19 protein-coding genes, 1 tRNA gene and 1 pseudogene are annotated in these 17,435 nt (G+C 59.4%); 9 read left to right on the top strand and 12 right to left on the bottom strand.

All coding sequences use genetic code 11. From position 1 onward, the window contains the following. Positions 1–34: 34 nt before the first annotated feature. Positions 35–361 (top strand): NIPSNAP family protein, encoded by a 327-nt coding sequence (locus AWB64_RS11750; RefSeq protein WP_060819042.1) that lies wholly within the window; start codon positions 35–37, stop codon positions 359–361. 86 nt (positions 362–447) lie between these two features. Here the strand turns inward: AWB64_RS11750 and AWB64_RS11745 are convergent, their stop codons facing one another. The 5 genes from AWB64_RS11745 to AWB64_RS11725 all read right to left on the bottom strand — a co-directional run bounded on the left by AWB64_RS11745 (position 448) and on the right by AWB64_RS11725 (position 3,622). Then, the gene (locus tag AWB64_RS11745; RefSeq protein ID WP_157766619.1) at positions 448–837 is read right to left on the bottom strand and encodes a hypothetical protein; all 390 of its coding nucleotides are present in this window, start codon (positions 835–837) and stop codon (positions 448–450) included. A gap of 236 nt (positions 838–1,073) precedes the next feature. Continuing rightward, positions 1,074–1,150 (bottom strand) — tRNA-Pro (locus AWB64_RS11740). Between the two features lie 142 nt (positions 1,151–1,292). Beyond that, the gene (locus AWB64_RS11735) at positions 1,293–1,748 is read right to left on the bottom strand and encodes a hypothetical protein (protein WP_060819039.1); all 456 of its coding nucleotides are present in this window, start codon (positions 1,746–1,748) and stop codon (positions 1,293–1,295) included. A 28-nt stretch (positions 1,749–1,776) separates the two neighbouring features. After that, positions 1,777–2,724, bottom strand: coding sequence for a LysR family transcriptional regulator (locus tag AWB64_RS11730; protein ID WP_060819036.1), 948 nt, complete (start codon positions 2,722–2,724; stop codon positions 1,777–1,779). Positions 2,725–2,806: 82 nt separating this feature from the next. Further along, positions 2,807–3,622, bottom strand: coding sequence for an IclR family transcriptional regulator domain-containing protein (locus AWB64_RS11725; protein WP_060819034.1), 816 nt, complete (start codon positions 3,620–3,622; stop codon positions 2,807–2,809). Positions 3,623–3,811: 189 nt separating this feature from the next. Between AWB64_RS11725 and AWB64_RS11720 the strand changes: the two genes are divergently transcribed. The 3 genes from AWB64_RS11720 to pcaF are packed head-to-tail and all read left to right on the top strand — an operon-like array spanning position 3,812 to position 6,446. Beyond that, entirely contained in the window at positions 3,812–4,504 is a 693-nt protein-coding gene (locus tag AWB64_RS11720; protein ID WP_060819032.1) for a 3-oxoacid CoA-transferase subunit A, read from the top strand. 29 nt (positions 4,505–4,533) lie between these two features. Beyond that, positions 4,534–5,214 (top strand): 3-oxoacid CoA-transferase subunit B, encoded by a 681-nt coding sequence (locus AWB64_RS11715; RefSeq protein WP_060819031.1) that lies wholly within the window; start codon positions 4,534–4,536, stop codon positions 5,212–5,214. A gap of 29 nt (positions 5,215–5,243) precedes the next feature. Beyond that, positions 5,244–6,446 carry a 3-oxoadipyl-CoA thiolase gene (gene pcaF, locus AWB64_RS11710; protein WP_060819249.1) on the top strand — a complete coding sequence of 401 codons (1,203 nt, stop codon included), beginning with the start codon at positions 5,244–5,246 and terminating at the stop codon, positions 6,444–6,446. A gap of 120 nt (positions 6,447–6,566) precedes the next feature. Here the strand turns inward: pcaF and AWB64_RS11705 are convergent, their stop codons facing one another. Continuing rightward, positions 6,567–7,859 (bottom strand): DUF3443 domain-containing protein, encoded by a 1,293-nt coding sequence (locus tag AWB64_RS11705; RefSeq protein ID WP_060819029.1) that lies wholly within the window; start codon positions 7,857–7,859, stop codon positions 6,567–6,569. Between the two features lie 9 nt (positions 7,860–7,868). Then, positions 7,869–8,342 carry a DUF2844 domain-containing protein gene (locus AWB64_RS11700; protein WP_063493197.1) on the bottom strand — a complete coding sequence of 158 codons (474 nt, stop codon included), beginning with the start codon at positions 8,340–8,342 and terminating at the stop codon, positions 7,869–7,871. A 509-nt stretch (positions 8,343–8,851) separates the two neighbouring features. Here AWB64_RS11700 and bamC point away from each other — a divergent pair. After that, positions 8,852–10,060 (top strand): NlpB/DapX family lipoprotein, encoded by a 1,209-nt coding sequence (bamC, locus tag AWB64_RS11695; RefSeq protein WP_060819027.1) that lies wholly within the window; start codon positions 8,852–8,854, stop codon positions 10,058–10,060. 534 nt (positions 10,061–10,594) lie between these two features. Then, positions 10,595–10,882 (top strand): putative quinol monooxygenase, encoded by a 288-nt coding sequence (locus tag AWB64_RS11690; RefSeq protein WP_060819025.1) that lies wholly within the window; start codon positions 10,595–10,597, stop codon positions 10,880–10,882. Between the two features lie 63 nt (positions 10,883–10,945). On the opposite strand, the gene AWB64_RS11685 is transcribed toward AWB64_RS11690, so the two are convergent. The 3 genes from AWB64_RS11685 to AWB64_RS11675 all read right to left on the bottom strand — a co-directional run bounded on the left by AWB64_RS11685 (position 10,946) and on the right by AWB64_RS11675 (position 12,496). Beyond that, positions 10,946–11,209 (bottom strand): hypothetical protein, encoded by a 264-nt coding sequence (locus AWB64_RS11685; protein ID WP_060819023.1) that lies wholly within the window; start codon positions 11,207–11,209, stop codon positions 10,946–10,948. Between the two features lie 204 nt (positions 11,210–11,413). Next, positions 11,414–11,671, bottom strand: a complete 258-nt coding sequence (locus AWB64_RS11680; RefSeq protein ID WP_060819021.1) for a hypothetical protein — start codon at positions 11,669–11,671, stop codon at positions 11,414–11,416. 276 nt (positions 11,672–11,947) lie between these two features. Continuing rightward, positions 11,948–12,496 carry a YdcF family protein gene (locus AWB64_RS11675; RefSeq protein WP_244164037.1) on the bottom strand — a complete coding sequence of 183 codons (549 nt, stop codon included), beginning with the start codon at positions 12,494–12,496 and terminating at the stop codon, positions 11,948–11,950. Positions 12,497–12,979: 483 nt separating this feature from the next. Here AWB64_RS11675 and AWB64_RS11670 point away from each other — a divergent pair, with 483 nt between their 5' ends. Next, complete coding sequence (locus tag AWB64_RS11670; RefSeq protein WP_060819019.1) at positions 12,980–13,294, top strand: hypothetical protein; 315 nt, start codon at positions 12,980–12,982, stop codon at positions 13,292–13,294. 299 nt (positions 13,295–13,593) lie between these two features. Here the strand turns inward: AWB64_RS11670 and AWB64_RS11665 are convergent, their stop codons facing one another. Together AWB64_RS11665 and AWB64_RS11660 are read right to left on the bottom strand one after the other, a co-directional pair. Continuing rightward, positions 13,594–13,854: a hypothetical protein gene (locus AWB64_RS11665; RefSeq protein ID WP_060819017.1), complete on the bottom strand. Its 261-nt coding sequence runs from the start codon at positions 13,852–13,854 to the stop codon at positions 13,594–13,596. A gap of 353 nt (positions 13,855–14,207) precedes the next feature. After that, a pseudogene (locus tag AWB64_RS11660) lies at positions 14,208–14,603 on the bottom strand (transposase); the annotation flags it as partial. 400 nt (positions 14,604–15,003) lie between these two features. Between AWB64_RS11660 and AWB64_RS11655 the strand changes: the two are divergent. Both AWB64_RS11655 and AWB64_RS11650 read left to right on the top strand, forming a co-directional pair. Further along, positions 15,004–15,918, top strand: a complete 915-nt coding sequence (locus AWB64_RS11655; RefSeq protein WP_060819015.1) for a LysR family transcriptional regulator — start codon at positions 15,004–15,006, stop codon at positions 15,916–15,918. A 128-nt stretch (positions 15,919–16,046) separates the two neighbouring features. Further along, complete coding sequence (locus AWB64_RS11650; protein WP_082850450.1) at positions 16,047–17,312, top strand: pyridoxal phosphate-dependent aminotransferase; 1,266 nt, start codon at positions 16,047–16,049, stop codon at positions 17,310–17,312. Positions 17,313–17,435: the final 123 nt, after the last annotated feature.

The raw sequence follows: 17,435 nt of genomic DNA, 5'->3' as shown, positions 1-17,435 counted from the left end.
CATGGCCGCACTACTCTATCTCCACGAGGAAAAAATGATTGTTGAAATGCGTATCTATCATTGCGCGCCGGGACGCTTGCCCGCGTTGAACGACCGATTCACCAACATTACGCTGGATTTCTTCAAGAAATACGGCATCGAGCAGATCGGATTCTGGACCACGATTGCCGGCCCTAGCAATCACGCCCTGACGTACATGTTGAAGTGGGAAAGTCTCGCTGAGCGCGAAACCAAGTGGAACGCGTTTCAAGCCGATGCCGACTGGATCGCCAAACGCGCCGAGACCGAGGCGAAGGCGCCGATTGTCGAGCGCATCGAGAATCACTTCTTGACGCCGACGGCTTATTCCGCCTTGCGTTGATGGACTGATCGTTCAAATTGCGTGATCGGGAAACGCCCGGCGATCGAACAGGAATAGTTCGGTCGCCGGGCGTTTTTGCGCGTGATTTATGCTGCGCGCAGTGCGGTATTGTTCCTGGAGCCGGCACGCGAGGCGCGCCGGCCTGACTGCAACGGCTGCACGATTTCCGGCAGGCGGCCATGTTCCTGGAAATATCCGACCAACTCAATGGCGGCGCCATATTCGCGCTGCACGAACCAGTTTTTCAGCGCGATCAGGAAACCATCGATGGCGTCATCGCCATAATTTTTCGTCACTTCTCCAAGTGACTCGGCGAGCGCGTTGATGCGCTGTGGTGCGGACAACATGCTCGCAATATGCGATGCACTGCGTGACACGATCATGGCGTGGATAGGCCAAAGCTTGCCGTCGAATGTAGCGCTGCGCGTTCTTGTTCGGCCTGGCTTGCGTGGTTTGCTGGTTCTGCTGGCTGACATTGTGTTTCCCCGGTAAACGGCAGTACGGGCTGCGGCGCAATTTTGCCTGCTCGTCTGGCCTTGGTTTTATAGTTTGGTCGAGAGTGCATGGGAGGCGTGCTTGTGAGCGGTGCCTCCAAGGTCTATACGCGCCGGGGGCGCGGCCGGATGCACGCAGTGCAGCAAATTTTGATTGAAAACAACGGTGAATCAACGAAAAAGGACTTAGGCTGTGAAGCCTAAGTCCTTCATCAATCTGGTCGGGGCGAGAGGATTTGAACCTCCGACCACCTGCACCCCATGCAGGTACGCTACCAGGCTGCGCTACGCCCCGAAAGAGGAAAAGTATATCAGAGACTTTCCAAATTTTGAACCTGCGGACTCATTTTCGGGCGAAGTTCCGAGCAATTCACTCTTGCGCGAAGGAAATTGCGTTCATTCCTTCAAGACCGCAGTAGCGACAAAACCAACCCTGATCAATATCTTAATTCCGACTGTGTGTACTCGGACGTCTGGATCATCACTGAAGGCGCTTCGTGAGCCCGGTCGCGCGAACGGAATCTCAGGGCCAACACGGCTGCAACAACGCAAGGAATCGCGTAAGCAATTACCCGTTCGCCACACGCGGAGAGCGACGATAAATCGATGTAGCGTTCCTTGTCCGTGGTGGTCGCGGACGCGAAGACAAAGGTCAGCGCGAAATCAAGCACCATCGCGAGAACGCAAAAGCATAAAAAAAACAGCGCGCCGTTCCAGACCGGCTCTCGCCGGGCGTTATTCAGCGCATTGCAAATCAGGATGGCGGCCGCCAGCAGCACAAAATTGAGGATCAACGCAAACCAGGGGAAATTCATCACCAGCCCGACATGTAGTCTTGAGTGTGGAAGGTCGTCGCTTATCAACATCACATAGCGAATCGGCGCGATCTTCACACGAGCAGTGGCCCAGATTGAATACGATTTATCCTAGTTTTCGAGGTGAGTTTGATGGGCCGCGTGCGGGAGCGGAATTGTGGCCGGAATCATCGGTAGAGAGTGCTTCGAAGACAAAGTCGATGAACGTGCGCACCTTGGTCGTCATGTATTTACGGCTGGTGTAGACCGCGTAGACGCGCGGTGCAAAGGTCGTGTAAGCAGGGAATAGATGCGTCAGCACGCCCGTGGCGAGTTCTTGTTCCACGATCCATTCCGGCAAGTAGGCAAGACCCAGCCCGGCGCGCACGAGTTGCAGCGACATGGAACTGTCGTTGGTCTTCAGCACTGCGTTGTTCTTGATCGTAAACACGCCGTCGGGTCCGGAGAACTCGACGCTGTCCACGCTCGTATAAGTCGGCAGCACGATCTCATTGCGTTCAACGAGGTCGCGTGGATGCTGCGGCTGGCCATTACGTTTCAAGTAATCGGGCGAACCCACGAGTACGAACGGAACCTTGCAGAGCGGACGAACGATCATTGTGGGCGATGGTTCGGAGGTCGCGCGCAATGCCATGTCGTAGCCTTCTTCCACCAGATCGGCGAAGCGATTTTCCAGCCGCAAGTCGATCAGCACTTCGGGATACCGTGCTCGATAAGCCACCAGGATATCGGCGAATTTCGCGGTGGCGAACCAGCCGGGCGCAGTGATTTTCAACACACCGCGTGGCTTGTCGGTTTGCGATCCGACCGCCGCTTCGGCAGCTTGCAGGATATCCAGCGCTTCCCGGCATTGCTCGTAATAGACGCTGCCCGCTTCGGTCAGGCTCAGGTGCCGCGTGGTCCGGTTCAGCAGGCGCACGCCGAGTTGCCGCTCCAGGTTCGCGACGTGTTTGCTGGTCATCGCGGTGGATATGTCGAGCCGTTCAGCCGCCTTCACAAAGCTGCCTGCTTCAACGACATCGCGAAACACGCGCAAGCTGGTCAATCCATCCATAAGACTTTCCCGGCAGGAACAAAGCGCTCAGTTTAGAGATGAAACGGGAGCAAGTCGAAGCCGCCCAGCGTGCCGGTTCCGTTCAGCCGCGCCGCGCGACCATTTCGGAGACGCGTTGCGCCGCGTCGAGCAGCGGCTCAAGAAAAGCCTTCACCATGTGTTTGGCGTTCTTGCGTTGCGCGTTGCCGCTGATGTTCAGCGCCGCGATCACGCGTCCCTGGCGATCGCGGATGGGCGCGGACATCGAAATGAGGCCTTCTTCCAGCTCTTGATCGACGATGGCCCAGCCTTGTGTGCGTACCACGGCAAGCGCGGCCTTGAGCGTGGTTTTGTTCGTGATCGTGCGGGGCGTGCGGGCTTCCAGCGCGCTGGCGTCGAGGAGCGCGTCGAGTTTGTCGTCATCCAGCGCGGCAAGCAGCACGCGACCGAGCGACGTGCAGAACGCCGGCAGGCGGCTGCCGATGGACAGGTTGATGGTGATGATCTTGTGCGTCGGCACGCGCAGCACATAGACGATTTCCGTGCCATCCAGAACCGCCGCGGAACAGCTCTCATGCACCTGGCCGACAAGTTCTTCCATGACCGGTTCAGCGAGGTTCCAGAATGGCATGGACGTGAGATACGCGAAACCAAGATCGAGAATCTTCGCGGTCAGCGTGAATTGACGTCCGTCTGCTTCCACATAACCAAGCGCCTGCAAGGTCAGCAGGATGCGCCGCGCGCCCGCGCGCGTCAGGCCTGATGCCGCCGCGACTTCGGACAGGGTTTGCGCGGGACGCGACGCGTTGAAGGACCGGATCACCGACAAACCGCGCGCGAACGATTGCACGTAGGCATCGCCAGGACGCGAGCTTGAGTCCATGTCGGGCAGATCGCTCTCTGTGGAAAAGTTGGTCATCGATGTGGTCCGGTAAATCAAAGCGCGTCCGGATAAACCCGAGGTTCGTTGACAGGGCAACGAATACGGGAATACCATGACATTTGTTCGCTAAACGAATTGATGTTCGCATAGCGAACTTTTAAATGCAAGTGCTGCCGAGCGAAAGGAATCGTCCGGCGCGTCGGTTCAATCAAAGGAAGGAGCGGCATGATCGACAAGATTTTCGACTCGCTGAGTCTGGCGGTGAAAGACGTTCAGGACGGCGCAACCGTGATGATCGGCGGGTTTGGAACGGCCGGCATGCCGGCGGAACTGATCGATGCGCTGATCGAACAGGGCGCGCGGGAATTGACCATTGTGAACAACAATGCAGGCAACGGCGAGACCGGCCTGGCTGCGCTGCTCAAGGCGAAGCGTGTGCGCAAGATCATCTGTTCGTTTCCGCGGCAAAGCGATTCGCAAGTGTTCGACGGGTTGTATCGGGCGGGAGAAATCGAACTCGAACTCGTGCCGCAGGGAAATCTCGCTGAGCGGATTCGCGCGGCGGGCGCGGGCATTGGCGGGTTTTTCACGCCGACCGCTTACGGCACGAAGCTGGCCGAAGGCAAGGAAACCCGTTTTATCGATGGCCGGCATTACGTGCTCGAAGCACCACTCCATGCCGACTTCGCGTTGATCAAGGCGTTCAAGGGCGACCGCTGGGGCAACCTGGTGTATCGCAAGACCGCGCGCAACTTCGGGCCGATCATGGCGACGGCAGCCCGCACGGCGGTCGTGCAGGTGTCGCAAGTCGTGCCGCTTGGCGCGCTGGACCCTGAAGACATCGTGACGCCAGGGATCTTCGTGCAGCGCGTGATCGAAGTGCCGCAGACGGCGCATGCAGTCGAACTGGCTGCCTGAGCCAAGCAAGATCAAGCAAGGACATCGATATGAAAAAACTCACTCGTGACGAAATGGCGCAGCGCGTAGCGCGCGACATTCAGGAAGGCGCGTACGTGAACCTCGGCATTGGCGTGCCAACCCTGGTGGCCAACCATCTCGCGGCGGACCGCGAAATCTTTTTGCACAGCGAAAACGGTTTGCTCGGCATGGGCCCGGCGCCTGAAAAAGGCGCGGAAGACGACGAACTGATCAACGCCGGCAAGCAGCACGTCACGCTGCTCACGGGCGGCGCGTTTTTTCATCACGCCGATTCGTTCGCGATGATGCGCGGCGGCCACCTGGATATCTGCGTGCTCGGCGCGTTTCAAGTATCGGAGAAAGGCGATCTGGCCAACTGGCATACGGGCGCGCCCGATGCAATCCCGGCTGTCGGCGGCGCGATGGATCTGGCTATCGGCGCAAAACAGGTCTACGTGATGATGGAACTGCTTACCAAGCAGGGCGAAAGCAAGCTGGTGGCCGAGTGTTCCTATCCGGTGACGGGCGTGGACTGCGTGGATCGCGTCTATACGGATCACGGCGTATTCGATGTAACGCCGAATGGCTTCGTGGTGCGGGAGATCATTGAAGGCTTGTCGTTCGGCGAGCTCCAGAAACTGGCGCAAGTATCGTTGACGTACGAACCGCTCAACGCTGATTCGGCGGCGACCGGCGGCGCGGCGCACTAAAGAACGGTAAAGGAGAATAAAGGATGGGCATGAAAGAAGCTTTTATTTGCGACGCAATTCGCACGCCGGTCGGGCGCTACGGCGGTGCGTTGTCCTCGGTGCGAGCCGATGATCTGGGCGCGGTGCCGCTGCGCGCATTGATGGAGCGCAACAAGGACGTGGACTGGAATGCGCTCGACGACCTGATTTTCGGTTGCGCGAATCAGGCTGGCGAAGACAACCGCAACGTGGCGCGCATGTCGGCCTTGCTGGCAGGTTTGCCCGAAAGCGTACCCGGCGCAACGATCAACCGCTTGTGCGGATCGGGCATGGATGCGATCGGCGTGGCGGCCCGTGCAATCAAGTCGGGCGAAGCGGCGTTGATGGTGGCGGGCGGCGTGGAAAGCATGAGCCGCGCACCGTTTGTCCAGGGGAAGGCAACCACGGCGTTTTCGCGTCAGGCAGAGATCTACGATACGACCATTGGCTGGCGTTTCATCAACCCGTTGATGAAGAAGCTGTACGGCGTCGACTCCATGCCGGAAACGGGCGAAAACGTCGCGACCGACTATAAGGTAAGCCGCGAAGATCAGGATGCCTTCGCATTGCGCAGCCAGCAAAAAGCGGCGCGCGCACAGAAGGACGGATCGCTCGCGCAGGAGATCGTGCCGGTTTCCATCGCGCAGAAAAAGGGTGATCCGGTGCTGGTGTCCCAAGACGAGCATCCGCGCGAGACCAGTCTGGAGGCGCTCGCCAGGTTAAAGGGCGTAGTGCGGCCCGACGGCACGGTGACGGCGGGCAACGCGTCGGGCGTGAACGATGGCGCGGCCGCCTTGCTGCTCGCCGATGAAGACAGCGCAAGGCGTTTCGGCCTCGTGCCGCGTGCGCGCGTGCTGGGCATCGCGATGGCCGGCGTCGCGCCGCGTGTGATGGGAATCGGGCCGGCGCCGGCATCGCAGAAATTGATGCAGCGCCTGGGCATGACCATCGATCAATTCGATGTGATCGAGCTGAACGAGGCGTTCGCATCGCAAGGTCTGGCCGTGCTGCGTTTGCTCGGCATTGCCGACGACGATCCCCGCGTCAACCCGAACGGCGGCGCCATCGCGCTCGGCCATCCGCTGGGCATGAGCGGCGCGCGTCTTGCCACGACCGCGACGTATCAGTTGCATCGGACAGGCGGACGCTTTGCGCTTTGCACCATGTGCATAGGCGTGGGGCAGGGCATTGCGATCGCCATCGAGCGCGTCTGATGTGCAAGCCTTGCTCGATCTAAAGGCCGATACGGCGGTCAGCGCATATGGATGGTTCGCCGCGCCGTCGATGATTGCGGCAATTGCGTTGGCAGCCGCCGTGCCGCACGTTTCCAAAGACTAAAACGCGTAGTAAGGACCGTTACCCGCGGGCGTTACCTGCGCTTCAATCGCGGTGAACACACGCCTGCCATAAAAGAAGGGCAGGCCCCAATCGAAATAACCGTTGGCGGGGCCTGCCAGATTGTTGAACGCGTTGTTGTTGCTGGCAAAGAGCGACGACGCGTTGCCAACTGCAAACGTCACGCTGCTCGTCGTACCGTTGGTGCCGGATATGCTTGCCACGAGACTCTGCAAGGTTGTCGGACAGAACCACAGGCCACAACCCGGCACGGAGCTCATTGGGAAGAACAATCCGTTCGACCCGCTATCGATGAAACTCATGCCGTAGGTACTGCCCTGAAAACTGGTCGACACGAAACCCGTAGAGCGGTTGCTGGTGAGTACCTGCGCGTTTCCCAACTGATTGTTTGATTGCGACCCTATGCCAAAGGTCATGGTGCCGGAAACGCTCGATGCCCCAGTGTCCGCGATGGCGGGTAGTTCTATCAGGATGCCGTTGTTATCGCTGGCAAAGTTGCTGACCGGATTGGTTACCTGCTGCGCAACGGGTTGTGTTGCGGATGCGCATGTGCCGGATGCGCAACTGTAGTACCAGCGTGACAAAGCGGTGGTTGCGCAACCGCTGCCGCAGTCCGCGGCGAACGGACCCACGCCGAGAATGCCGTTGCTTCGGAGCGTCGTCGCTGTGAGCATCGGCAATCCGGAATTGCTGCAGTCGGCAGGCACGGTTGGGATGGCTGGATCGGCGATCACCTGGATGGCTGTCGACGCCGCCACTTCGCCGGCCAGGCGCACGTCGGCGGTGCGCACGGAGCCCCACGTATAGCCGGAACCGAACACCGTACAGGACGCTATTGTCGCGCCGCCGGTGCCGGTTACCGCGGGCAGTGTCATGGCGGGCGCAAGTACTGACGCAAGGATGCGAAGTCCTTGTGACCCGGTATCGACCTGGATGTTGTCGATTGTCTGGCAGGTCGCCGTTCCCGGCACGCAGATGGTCACGCTGGCCTGCAACATATTGCGCGTGCCCGTCGCGATCCTGCCGACCGTGATCGGCAAGACATTGGGTGTGGTCGATTGAGCGACGGTGTTGGAAGGTGGGCTCGAAGCAGGCTCCGCCGCGGATGCGGGCGTGACTGCGGAAGGAGCGCTGGCGGCGGGCGCGGCACTGGCCGTTGCAGGCACTGCGGCGCTGGTGGCGTCGCCACCTCCTCCGCCTCCGCATGCAGTGAGGAGCGCGCACGCACCAATCAGCGTCAGGAACAAAAGGCAGGATGGATGATTTCGCATGATCTCCTCCTATTCGATGTCAGCCGCGGCAACGCCGGCGGGCAATGCATCGGGAAGCCACGCGCGGCCGCTGAAGTTGCGAAGTCTGACACTCGTCTCCACTACGAGATCGCTGCCATCCACACGCGATGAATGCAGGCCGCTTGCGTTTTCCAATGCGACGCTCGCGCCTTGTCGATACCGATCGAACCATGTGCCTAGCAGGGTCGATAAATCGGGCATTGCCGGTCCATTCCAACTGACGGCGTAGACGAGTCCCGAGGGCAACATGTATTGCCGAACCTGGATCTGGTTGGCATCGGTCGTTTCCACCCAACGCAGGGCACTGTTATCCGCTTGATGCATGACGGGGGCAGGCGTGCCCGACGCATCTGCAGCAGTGCTCGCCGTCGATCCCAGTTGCGCGTGTACCGATCCGCCCGCTGCGATGAAAAATACAGCGGTGGATGCCCGAAGTAAGTTGAGCTTGTGCCGGTAAGACATGATGTGCTCCGTTCTCGTGGCCGTTCTTGTTATCGAAGCCTAATTTTAAGATAGCTGAAGAGCTTGGAACCAACTTCGGAATTGTCTTGTGGGGTCTTTTGAAAAGCGTCAAAAAATAATTAAAACTGCTTATTAAACAAAAAGTTGCGACACGGAGAGTCGCTAGGAAAGACTAAGAACAATTGTCATAAATTGTCGCAAACAAGGTCGACGCGCTTATTTTTGAGATTGATGAAGGCGCTGGACAAGTTATAGCGAGGCCTTGATTTGCACACTGCATTACGCCCGAGCCAATACTGGAAACGTAGCCACCAAGCGAGCTTCGGCTACGCAATAATCCGACGCGCGCCGGTACATGAATTTCATTGGCAGGAGAGGTTATCGATGCTTGTTACAGAGTCGCCGCGGGCGCTCGCGCCTACTGTTTTTGCACGGTGACGCGCGGGACCGGTAAAATGCTTGGTTGATCCACGGAAAACGCCGTGGCGTAGCGGAAGGATTTCCCAAACATGACAGATTTTCGTGTGAACAAGCCGGCTCTGAAGGTGGCGGCCCTCCTGATGGCGGGTGGCCTGGTAGCCGGATGCGGTACGTCGTCGCCTAACGCAATCAATTACAAGAGCGATTCCCGGTCAAAGCAGGCATCCCTTGCCGTCCCGCCCAACCTTCTCGAAGAATCGGGCGACCAGCGGTCCTTGCCCCCGCAAGGCGGGCAGGCTTCGCTGTCGGACCTCCAGCAGGTGCAGAAGGTTGCTCCGAGCGCGCCTACGGTGATTCCGCCGGTTTCTGGCATGCATGTCCAGCGCGACGGTACGGAGCGCTGGCTGGTTATCGACAACAAGTCGCCAGAACAGGTCTGGCCGCAGATTCGCCGTTTCTGGCAAGAACAGGGATTTCTGCTCGTCGTTGATGCGCGTGACAAGGGCGTCATGGAAACTGACTGGAATGAAACCCATCCGCAGATATCGGACGGCTTGATTCGCAACACGCTGTCTATGGCAACGGGCAACTCGTACGTGGCTGCCGAGCGCAACAAGTACCGTACGCGCCTGGAGGCCGCGCCGAATGGCGGCACCTACGTGTTCGTGAGCCAGAAAGGCATGCGCGAGGCGCTGACGGGCACGAACAACGACAACAGCCAGTGGCAGGCCAAACCTAACGACCCGGCGCTTGAGGGCGAATATCTCAAACGTCTCATGGCGTCGCTCGCGTTGGCGGACGCACGGCAGGCAAGCGGCCAGACAGGCAAGAGCGATGCCGCCATGGCGGCGGCAGCGGCAAGCGCACCGTCTGCCGCGACCGCATCGTCGCGAGCGGCGCAAAATGTAGCGCTGGCAGCCCAGACGCCTATCAAGGAAGACGTCGTTCCCGAATCTGCTTCGGATGAGATCACCTTGTCGGAGCCATACGACCGGGCGTGGTTGCGTGTCGGCCTGGCGCTGGATCGCACGAATTTCACGGTAGACGACCGTGACCGTGGTCGCGGGATTTATTTTGTCCGCTACGTCGATCCAAAAGACATGACGGCGGCAGAGCAGGGCTTCTGGAGCCAAGTGTTCCACGGCAAGAAAGAAAAGCTTCCAAAAAATTACGAAGTCAATGTTCGCGCGCTCACGGAGACGCAGACCCGCGTGTCGATTATCGACAGCAAGGGGAATGTGGATTCGTCGCCTCAAGCGCGCCAGATCATGGGCTTGCTTGACGATCAGTTGCGTTAAACAAAACCAGAAACCTTCGGAACGCCGGGGCATTGGCGAAAAACGAAACCCGCCCGAATGTAGGCGGGTTTTTTTTCGCCATGAAATTCAAAAGCCGATCTAGAGCAATCCCTCGCACTGGAATGCGCGGTAGCGCGCGCGGAATTTTCACGCCGCCGGTTAAGCTTCGTGACGTTATGGACCAAAGCCTTCATGTAATCGATGTCACGTTACGGCTAAACGTCACACCATCGGATTGCGCCCGCTTTCTTTGTTTTTATGTGCGGGAAAGCTTATAGGAATCAATTGCATAGGGATTACATTGCATCCATGGCATGTAATCTGCATGGCGCCCGTGCCGACTTGCTCAATCCTTCATGAATTGCGATCCGCTGGCCAGCGGATCTCGATGGCCCCGTCGCCTATCCTCGTAGGGCGACGGCTTTGCCCGCGCTCCCAAAAGGGAACGCGGGCTTTTTTCTTGGGGCCTGCGCCGGTTTCTGCGGGAGTGCCGCGCGAACGCTATGCTGGGCGTTTTAAATCGGGAGCCAAGACATGACTGAAATCGCCGTGGTCGCAACGTTCGTCGCCAAGCCTGGCAACGAGGAGAAGCTGAAGGAACTGCTGCAAGGCATCGTTGCACCGACGCTTGCCGAACCGGGCGCGATCCAGTATGACCTGCATCGCGATATCAAGGAGCCGCGCCGGTTCGTGTTTTTTGAGCGCTGGGCGAGCGAAGCGTCCTTGGCTGAGCACAACAAGACATCCCATATTCAGGCGCTCGGCAAAAGGTTGCCGGACCTGATCGAACATGGCGAAATCAACGTCGTGGCGAAGCTCTGAACATTTGTCAGGGGCTTCCTGGCCGGAACTCAGGAAGCCCGCAGGAACGCTGCAAACCGCGCGTCAGTGCGTTTCGTGCGGGACGTCGAGAATCAGGATAATGGTCCAGTCGGCGTCACCGTCGTGGTGGTACTGACGCTCGGCGACAATAAATGGCTGCTGCTTGCCGTCCGGGCCGAGGAACAGCACGTCGCCTTCCATGGGCAAACATTCCACGGGCGGGAGCGCGAGATACGCGTCCTTATCCTTCGTGCTGCGGGGCATCAGCTTTTCGATCTTGCGCGATGCGGCTTCGGTCCATTCAATATCCAACTGGATGTTGCTCATACGATCCTCCGCACACAGGTGCGATTCAATTTACCGACGCGGAATGTAGCATAACGCCGCATCGCTAAGCGCATCGCGTGTTTGCCGAGTTTGCACGCATAGGGAATGGCGACAAAAAAGCCGGATAAACGCCGAGGCGTTTGTCCGGCTCCTGTCTTCGACGGTCAACGTTTGCGCGCCGCCGCAATATGTGCATCCGAGCGCTTATTCGCTCGCGCCAGCAGCGTTTGCCGCCTTTTTCGAATGCTTCGCGCCCGACTTTTTATGGTGCGCGCCACTCTTGTGCGTCGGCATGTCGCTCTGCACATTCGCCTGACCCGATTGCAGTGCCTGCGCGCGCTGCTCGATATCGGAGATTTTCGCGGGATCAGTGCTCATGGTCACGCCTTCGCCGGATTGTGCGAAGGCTGCGCCGGTAATTGCGCTGAGCGAAACCAGGACTGCCAGGGATATTTTCTTCATTGTTACCTCCATAGATTCGTTGAACCCGGGTTGGCCTGTCACGTTAAACGAGACATCGAACGCTGGCTAGCAAGCGCCGATCCAGCGCGCTACGCGTTACATGTTGTTACGACGATTCGGCCGGTCGCAGCAATCACACGCTACGTTTCAATTGTTCGCCATCCCGGACAGTCGATTGACCGCGCCGGCGATAATACCGGCGAAGTGCAATGCTTTCTAGTACTGAATTTCGAGATGAACGGCACGTCTCTCATCCAGGGCTTTGCGCCTCGCGTCTCAATATAGACGAAGGAACCGATAAACATAAAAGCGCGCGAGGCCAATCAGTTCATGAAGCGCGGTCTCTGCATCGACAAACCCGCGCGGCCGCGGGAAGAACGAAACTCGCGGGTGCCGAACATTGCTCACGAAAGGTTGCGCGTTTATGCCGAATGCGCTGAATGCGGCCAGCGATCGCCGCATGTGATAAGCCGACGTTACCAGGACGAATGTTTCATCTCGCTCAGGCCCGAGCAGCCTCGCGACGTTGCGAGCATTCTCGTAGGTATTGAGGCTTTCGTTTTCACGTAGCAGATCCGTGGCGCTTACGCCTCGGGCGAGCAGGAAGGGCGCGTAGTTGTCGGCTTCAGCTTGTTCGTGGTGCTGAGGATTGCCTCCGCTCACGATCACTCGGCACGCGCCTCCGGCGCGTCGGCATTCGCGGTACAAGTCGGCTGTCGCTACTACTCGCGTGAACGCATCGCGTCGAGGAATGAGGCGGTTATCGTCATCGTGGCGTGTGCCTCCGCCCAACAGCACAAAAATTGTTCGCGATGCGAAGCGCATATCTGACAGCGCCGACGGCTTTTCGAAACCGTTTTGGGCGAAATGCCACAGTGGCGTCGCGAGCCAGCCCGCGCCGAGGGCCCAGAAAAGCAGTGCACATAGGGCAACTACCGCGCGCCTGCGTTGACGCCAAACGGCGAACAGTGCAAAGAAAAGCAGCAATAAAGTTATAAGAACCAATTTGGTTTGAGGTAACGTATAGGTTTCCGAGATAATCCGCTTCGTGGTCATCGCATTCACGGGAATGCATCGCCGAAACTGCGGGACGTGATATGTCATGCACGTTTAACGGGAGCTCGGAAGTATAAGCGGCGGTAAGAATCAAGCAGCACCTGGCGCAAGCGGCGGCTGCGAGTTCCGGTCAGGGGTCGCAATATCGGCATTTTGACTGGTTTCGGGGCGTGCCGCGTTTAGTCGGCGCCGCTGGCAGGCATTTTCACTGCCAAGTGGCGCCGTCACGGCTGCACTGGAAGACATAACGAGATGACCACGTATTCAAACGAAGCCGTACTCGAAGCGCTCCGGCGAGCTCAGTATCGTCAAGTTCCGTGGGCAAGACGCCCCAACGTTTTTAGCCATCTACGCGACCTGGGCCTTCTTGAGCTGGTCAGGCAACGTACCGTTGCTCCTGCCCCAGGCTTTCACGCCCCGGTGGATATAGCTGTTGTCACCGAGCGGGGAAAACTGGAATTTTCCCGTCTTTCACGCGACGAGCGGTCAATGGACTGGGAGGTGCACCGCACCGCGCCATACTGCATGGCGGCAATGCAGGAGCCGCTCGCCGAAGCGCGCGCCTAGAGGCTCCGACTCTCTTACTCGTTGGTTTCGGAAGCTGTTTGCTTGGTGCAGTTTGTCGGTCAATCCACGCAAACGGTTGCGGCACCCCACCAAGCTTTCGACGTTGCACTCCTGTGGCGATGAACCGCCCCGAAAAAAAAAAGCCCGTACCACGCGGATACGGGCTTACCGGATTTACTTCTGCCACGCTGTGCTCATGGCATAAAGTCCGACTTGTCTTTTTGCGATCGGTTCCCTGATTGTTTATTGAATCCACACTGTGCCGGCCGTGCGCCGCGATCACGCGTGCGACGTCGCAATCAGTGGCGGCGCGGACGTGCTCCCTGATCCTGCTCCGGACGCGCGTGAGCATTGCTCGCAATATCCCCGCGCAGATCCCCGCGTGGCGCGGGTTCGGCCGGCTGATTGCTGCGCACGGGCTCCCTTTTCCACGCCTGCATTCCAGGCTGGGTATCGGCGCGTAAAGCGAGATTGCCCGTCTGTGATTCGGCATGCACCGGAATGATCATGCCGAGCGATGAAATCACAATGCCGCACACGAGCAGTGACATTGGTTTCATGATGAGCTCCCTTCAGACCTTCTGGTCTGTTAGTCAGCTTCACAAGCTATGCCAGTGCACGAAAGGGCGCTGTAAATATTGGTAAAGAGTTGTTTCCTGCCGTGTACGCGCCATGTGTCCGACCCTCACGCAGAAGGTCGGGCACTTGCCGGCTGATGTAGGAGGTGAACGGTCTATGGTTGGGCAAACCGGCGGTCCGCACCCGATAAACCCGGCCATCGGGTGGGACTCTGACTCAAGCGCAGAAACTGCGCGCGGGTGCTTCGCGAAACTGCTCGACGGTACGGTCAATGGCCTCGAACCGTATTGCCTCTGGACGTGCAGGTGTCTGAAGGTGATTCAGGCCGGAATCAAGCCATCTTGACCGGAGCGCGCCACGATTCCGGATTCGTCCAGAACGCGCCACGCAGGCGATCGCGGCTGGGCGGTGCAGGCGGTTTCGCGGCAGTCGAACCAATCCGGCCACGCAACGACACTTCACGGCCATTGTTTCCAAGGCGTTTCACGATCTCAGCCAGCGTACCGTCAGCCTGCCATTCATCGAAACGGCGGCGGCAGGTCGGCGGCGACGGATAGCGGCCCGGCAACTTCGACCAGCCTTCGCCGGTCGACAACACCCACAAGACGGCGTTGACAACAGCGCGTGCCTCGACGCGCGGACGGCCGCGGCGTTCGCTGCGTGCAGGCTCTGCACAGAACAAGGCCTCAACCAGCGCCCACTCGTTATCTCTTAAATCGTCAAACATCATGTTTCACCTCAGCGAAGCTAACCCCGGTGCGCTGCCCCGCGCCGCGCACTCTGGTCGGAATTCGAAGATCGAACCCAGGTAAGGTCGGAGCAGACATTGCGACGGACGATTTGCGTTTAAAACTGCAATGGCGCCGACCTCTGCGCAAGTAAATGCGAGAACCGTGCCATGCGGGTATCGATCGGCCGGAAAGCCTCGCGGCAGTAGGCTGGCGCACTGCCAGCATGGGCCGTATGAGACGCTATAAGTGCAGTTAATGAAATCGGGACAATCACCAATCATGTGCAGCAAGCCCATCGCGCGTGCGCGGATGCCTGCTTGCTGCACCGCAGCGCAACTGCTCGCGGGGCAGGTTTGATCTACTATTTGAATTTATATGAATGTTTGATGAGGAAAATGTATGAGTCGCTCGCTCAATGTGACCTTGCGGCAATTGCGGGTGTTTATCGAGGTGGCGAAACTGCAGAGCTTCAGCCGTGCGGGCGATGAAATCGGCCTGACACAGTCGGCGGTGAGCCGATGCGTGCGGGAACTTGAGGCCGAACTCGGCCTGAAGCTGGTCGATAGAACCACGCGGGAAGTCCAGCTCACCGATGTAGGGACGAATCTGGTCGGCAGCGTGTCGCGTCTGATGCTGGATCTGGACGAGGCCTTGCGCGAGATTCGTGATCTGGGCCAGCAAAAGCGCGGGCGCGTGATCGTGGCGGCGAGTCCAACCGTTGCGTGCCGGTTGATGCCACCGGTGATTTCCGCCTGCATGAGCGAATTCCCGTTGATCTCGCTCGGTTTGCGAGACGACCTTCAAGCCGATGTCATTCGGAAGGTCAAGTCAGGCGAAGTGGATTTCGGCGTCGCGATTGGTCCTGTCGCTCACGATGATCTGCATGGTGAAGTCGTGACCACCGATTCGTTTTGCGCGGTTGTCAGGCGTGACCATGCATTCGCGAGCACACGAGAGGTGCAATGGAAAGCGCTCTCGGGAGAGAGGCTGGTCATGCTGGATCATGCTTCGGGAAGCCGTCCGATCATCGATGCCGTCCTGCGCGACCAGGGTGTGCTCGCCGATGTGGTGCAGGAACTCGGCCATAGCGCCACTGTTTTCGGGCTGGTGGAGGCGGGTGTGGGTATTAGCGTCCTGCCGTGGCTTGCCCTGCCATTGCCGGCCGATTCGTCGCTGGTGGCCTTGCCGCTCGTGCCGCGCATCGAGCGCACCGTGGAACTGGTTCGCAGGCGCGACCGCTCGCTTTCGCCGGCGGCCGAGTCGGTCTGGGCGCTGATCGCGCGGTTACCCAGGCGCGTGGACCAGTTGGACTAGCCTTTCCGGCAGTGCGAAATCCGTAACCGGACCTTGGAAAAACTGGCCTGATGGCTAACGCGCTAGCCGTATCGCGCTTTTCGCGAAACGGCGCGTTAGACTTTTGTTTTCCATCTGCGGAGGCGGTAATGAGCGAATCAGAAGGGGCGGTTGTCTCGGAGCTGGGTGCGCTGGCTACTCAAGCCGGCACGGGTGGTGCGGAAAGCGCGTCGGGTGCGCGTTTGCCCAATGCACGAGACGCTGTACGTGCGCTGCGTCCGTCGCAGATTCGCGAGGTGGCGAACGCCGGCTTCGGCGTGCCGGATGTCCTGCCTTTCTGGTTCGGCGAGTCGAATCAGGTGACGCCCCAGTTCATCCGTGACGCGGCGAGCCAGGCGCTCGCGGACGGAGCGACGTTCTATACGCACAACCTGGGTATCGCGCCGCTGCGCGAGGCGCTTGCAGATTATGTCAGCCGGTTGCACGGCGTCACGCGGCCGCAGGAGATCGCCGTGACGAGTGCGGGGGTCAATGCCCTCATGCTCGCGGCACAACTGGTGGTGGGCGCCGGGGATCGCGTGGTGGCCGTGACGCCGCTGTGGCCCAACCTTGTGGAAATCCCCAAGATTCTCGGTGCAACCGTGGAGACGGTCTCGCTGACCTACGGGGACGAGGGCTGGGTGCTGGACCTCGACCGGTTGCTGGCCGCGCTGACGCCCGACACGCGCATGCTGATGATCAACTCGCCAAACAACCCCACGGGCTGGGTCATGACGCGCGAGCAGCAGCGAGCCGTCCTGGACCGGTGCCGCCAGCACGGCATCTGGCTGATCGCCGACGAAGTCTACGAACGCCTTTATTACGGCAGTGATGCGACCGTTGCGCCGTCATTCCTCGATCTCGCCACTCGCGACGAATGCGTGATCGCGGTGAATTCCTTCTCCAAGGCATGGTTGATGACCGGTTGGCGGCTGGGCTGGATCGTCGCGCCCGAAGGCGTGATGGAGGATCTGGGCAAGCTTGTCGAATACAACACATCGTGCGCGCCTTCCTTCGTGCAACTGGCCGGAGTCGCGGCGGTGAGGGACGGTGAGCCGTTTACTCAATCGGTGGTAGCCGACCTGCGCGCGAGCCGCGACTACCTGGTGACGGCGCTGCAGCGCATTCCGGGCGTGGATGTGCGCGCGCCACTGGGTTCCATGTATCTGTTCTTCAAACTTCCAGGGACAGATCGCAGCCTTGAGCTTTGCAAAACGCTCGTGCGCACGAGCGGACTGGGGCTTGCGCCGGGCAGTGCGTTCGGTCCGGAAGGCGAGGGCTTCGTGCGCTGGTGCTATGCATGCGACACAGCGCGGCTGGACGCCGGCGTCGCACGCTTGCGCGAGTTCATGGAAGCACGTGCAGGATCCTCCTGAGGCGCTCCGCTCGGGTTCTCCTATCCTAAAACGTGCCAAAGGGCATGATCGGCGTGTTGTCGGCGAGGCCTTGCCGGCATGGGCTTCGCGCCGATTCATTATTGACCTGTAGACGTGAGGCAG

Origin of the sequence: Caballeronia sordidicola, assembly GCF_001544455.2 — a bacterium.
GTDB lineage: Bacteria > Pseudomonadota > Gammaproteobacteria > Burkholderiales > Burkholderiaceae > Caballeronia > Caballeronia sordidicola.
The sequence above is the reverse complement of the archived record's forward strand: the minus strand, read 5'-3'. Positions and strand labels throughout refer to the sequence as shown.

Coding starts and splice junctions, on each gene's coding strand:
- AWB64_RS11675 (WP_244164037.1), bottom strand. CDS start 12,496: ATGCGCTTCGCATCGCGAACAATTTTTGTGCTGTTGGGCGGAGGCACA.
- AWB64_RS11715 (WP_060819031.1), top strand. CDS start 4,534: ATGAAAAAACTCACTCGTGACGAAATGGCGCAGCGCGTAGCGCGCGAC.
- AWB64_RS11655 (WP_060819015.1), top strand. CDS start 15,004: ATGAGTCGCTCGCTCAATGTGACCTTGCGGCAATTGCGGGTGTTTATC.
- AWB64_RS11700 (WP_063493197.1), bottom strand. CDS start 8,342: ATGTCTTACCGGCACAAGCTCAACTTACTTCGGGCATCCACCGCTGTA.
- AWB64_RS11730 (WP_060819036.1), bottom strand. CDS start 2,724: ATGGATGGATTGACCAGCTTGCGCGTGTTTCGCGATGTCGTTGAAGCA.
- AWB64_RS11670 (WP_060819019.1), top strand. CDS start 12,980: ATGACCACGTATTCAAACGAAGCCGTACTCGAAGCGCTCCGGCGAGCT.
- AWB64_RS11690 (WP_060819025.1), top strand. CDS start 10,595: ATGACTGAAATCGCCGTGGTCGCAACGTTCGTCGCCAAGCCTGGCAAC.
- AWB64_RS11650 (WP_082850450.1), top strand. CDS start 16,047: ATGAGCGAATCAGAAGGGGCGGTTGTCTCGGAGCTGGGTGCGCTGGCT.
- AWB64_RS11745 (WP_157766619.1), bottom strand. CDS start 837: ATGTCAGCCAGCAGAACCAGCAAACCACGCAAGCCAGGCCGAACAAGA.
- AWB64_RS11725 (WP_060819034.1), bottom strand. CDS start 3,622: ATGACCAACTTTTCCACAGAGAGCGATCTGCCCGACATGGACTCAAGC.
- bamC (WP_060819027.1), top strand. CDS start 8,852: ATGACAGATTTTCGTGTGAACAAGCCGGCTCTGAAGGTGGCGGCCCTC.
- pcaF (WP_060819249.1), top strand. CDS start 5,244: ATGAAAGAAGCTTTTATTTGCGACGCAATTCGCACGCCGGTCGGGCGC.
- AWB64_RS11705 (WP_060819029.1), bottom strand. CDS start 7,859: ATGCGAAATCATCCATCCTGCCTTTTGTTCCTGACGCTGATTGGTGCG.
- AWB64_RS11680 (WP_060819021.1), bottom strand. CDS start 11,671: ATGAAGAAAATATCCCTGGCAGTCCTGGTTTCGCTCAGCGCAATTACC.
- AWB64_RS11665 (WP_060819017.1), bottom strand. CDS start 13,854: ATGAAACCAATGTCACTGCTCGTGTGCGGCATTGTGATTTCATCGCTC.
- AWB64_RS11750 (WP_060819042.1), top strand. CDS start 35: ATGATTGTTGAAATGCGTATCTATCATTGCGCGCCGGGACGCTTGCCC.
- AWB64_RS11720 (WP_060819032.1), top strand. CDS start 3,812: ATGATCGACAAGATTTTCGACTCGCTGAGTCTGGCGGTGAAAGACGTT.
- AWB64_RS11685 (WP_060819023.1), bottom strand. CDS start 11,209: ATGAGCAACATCCAGTTGGATATTGAATGGACCGAAGCCGCATCGCGC.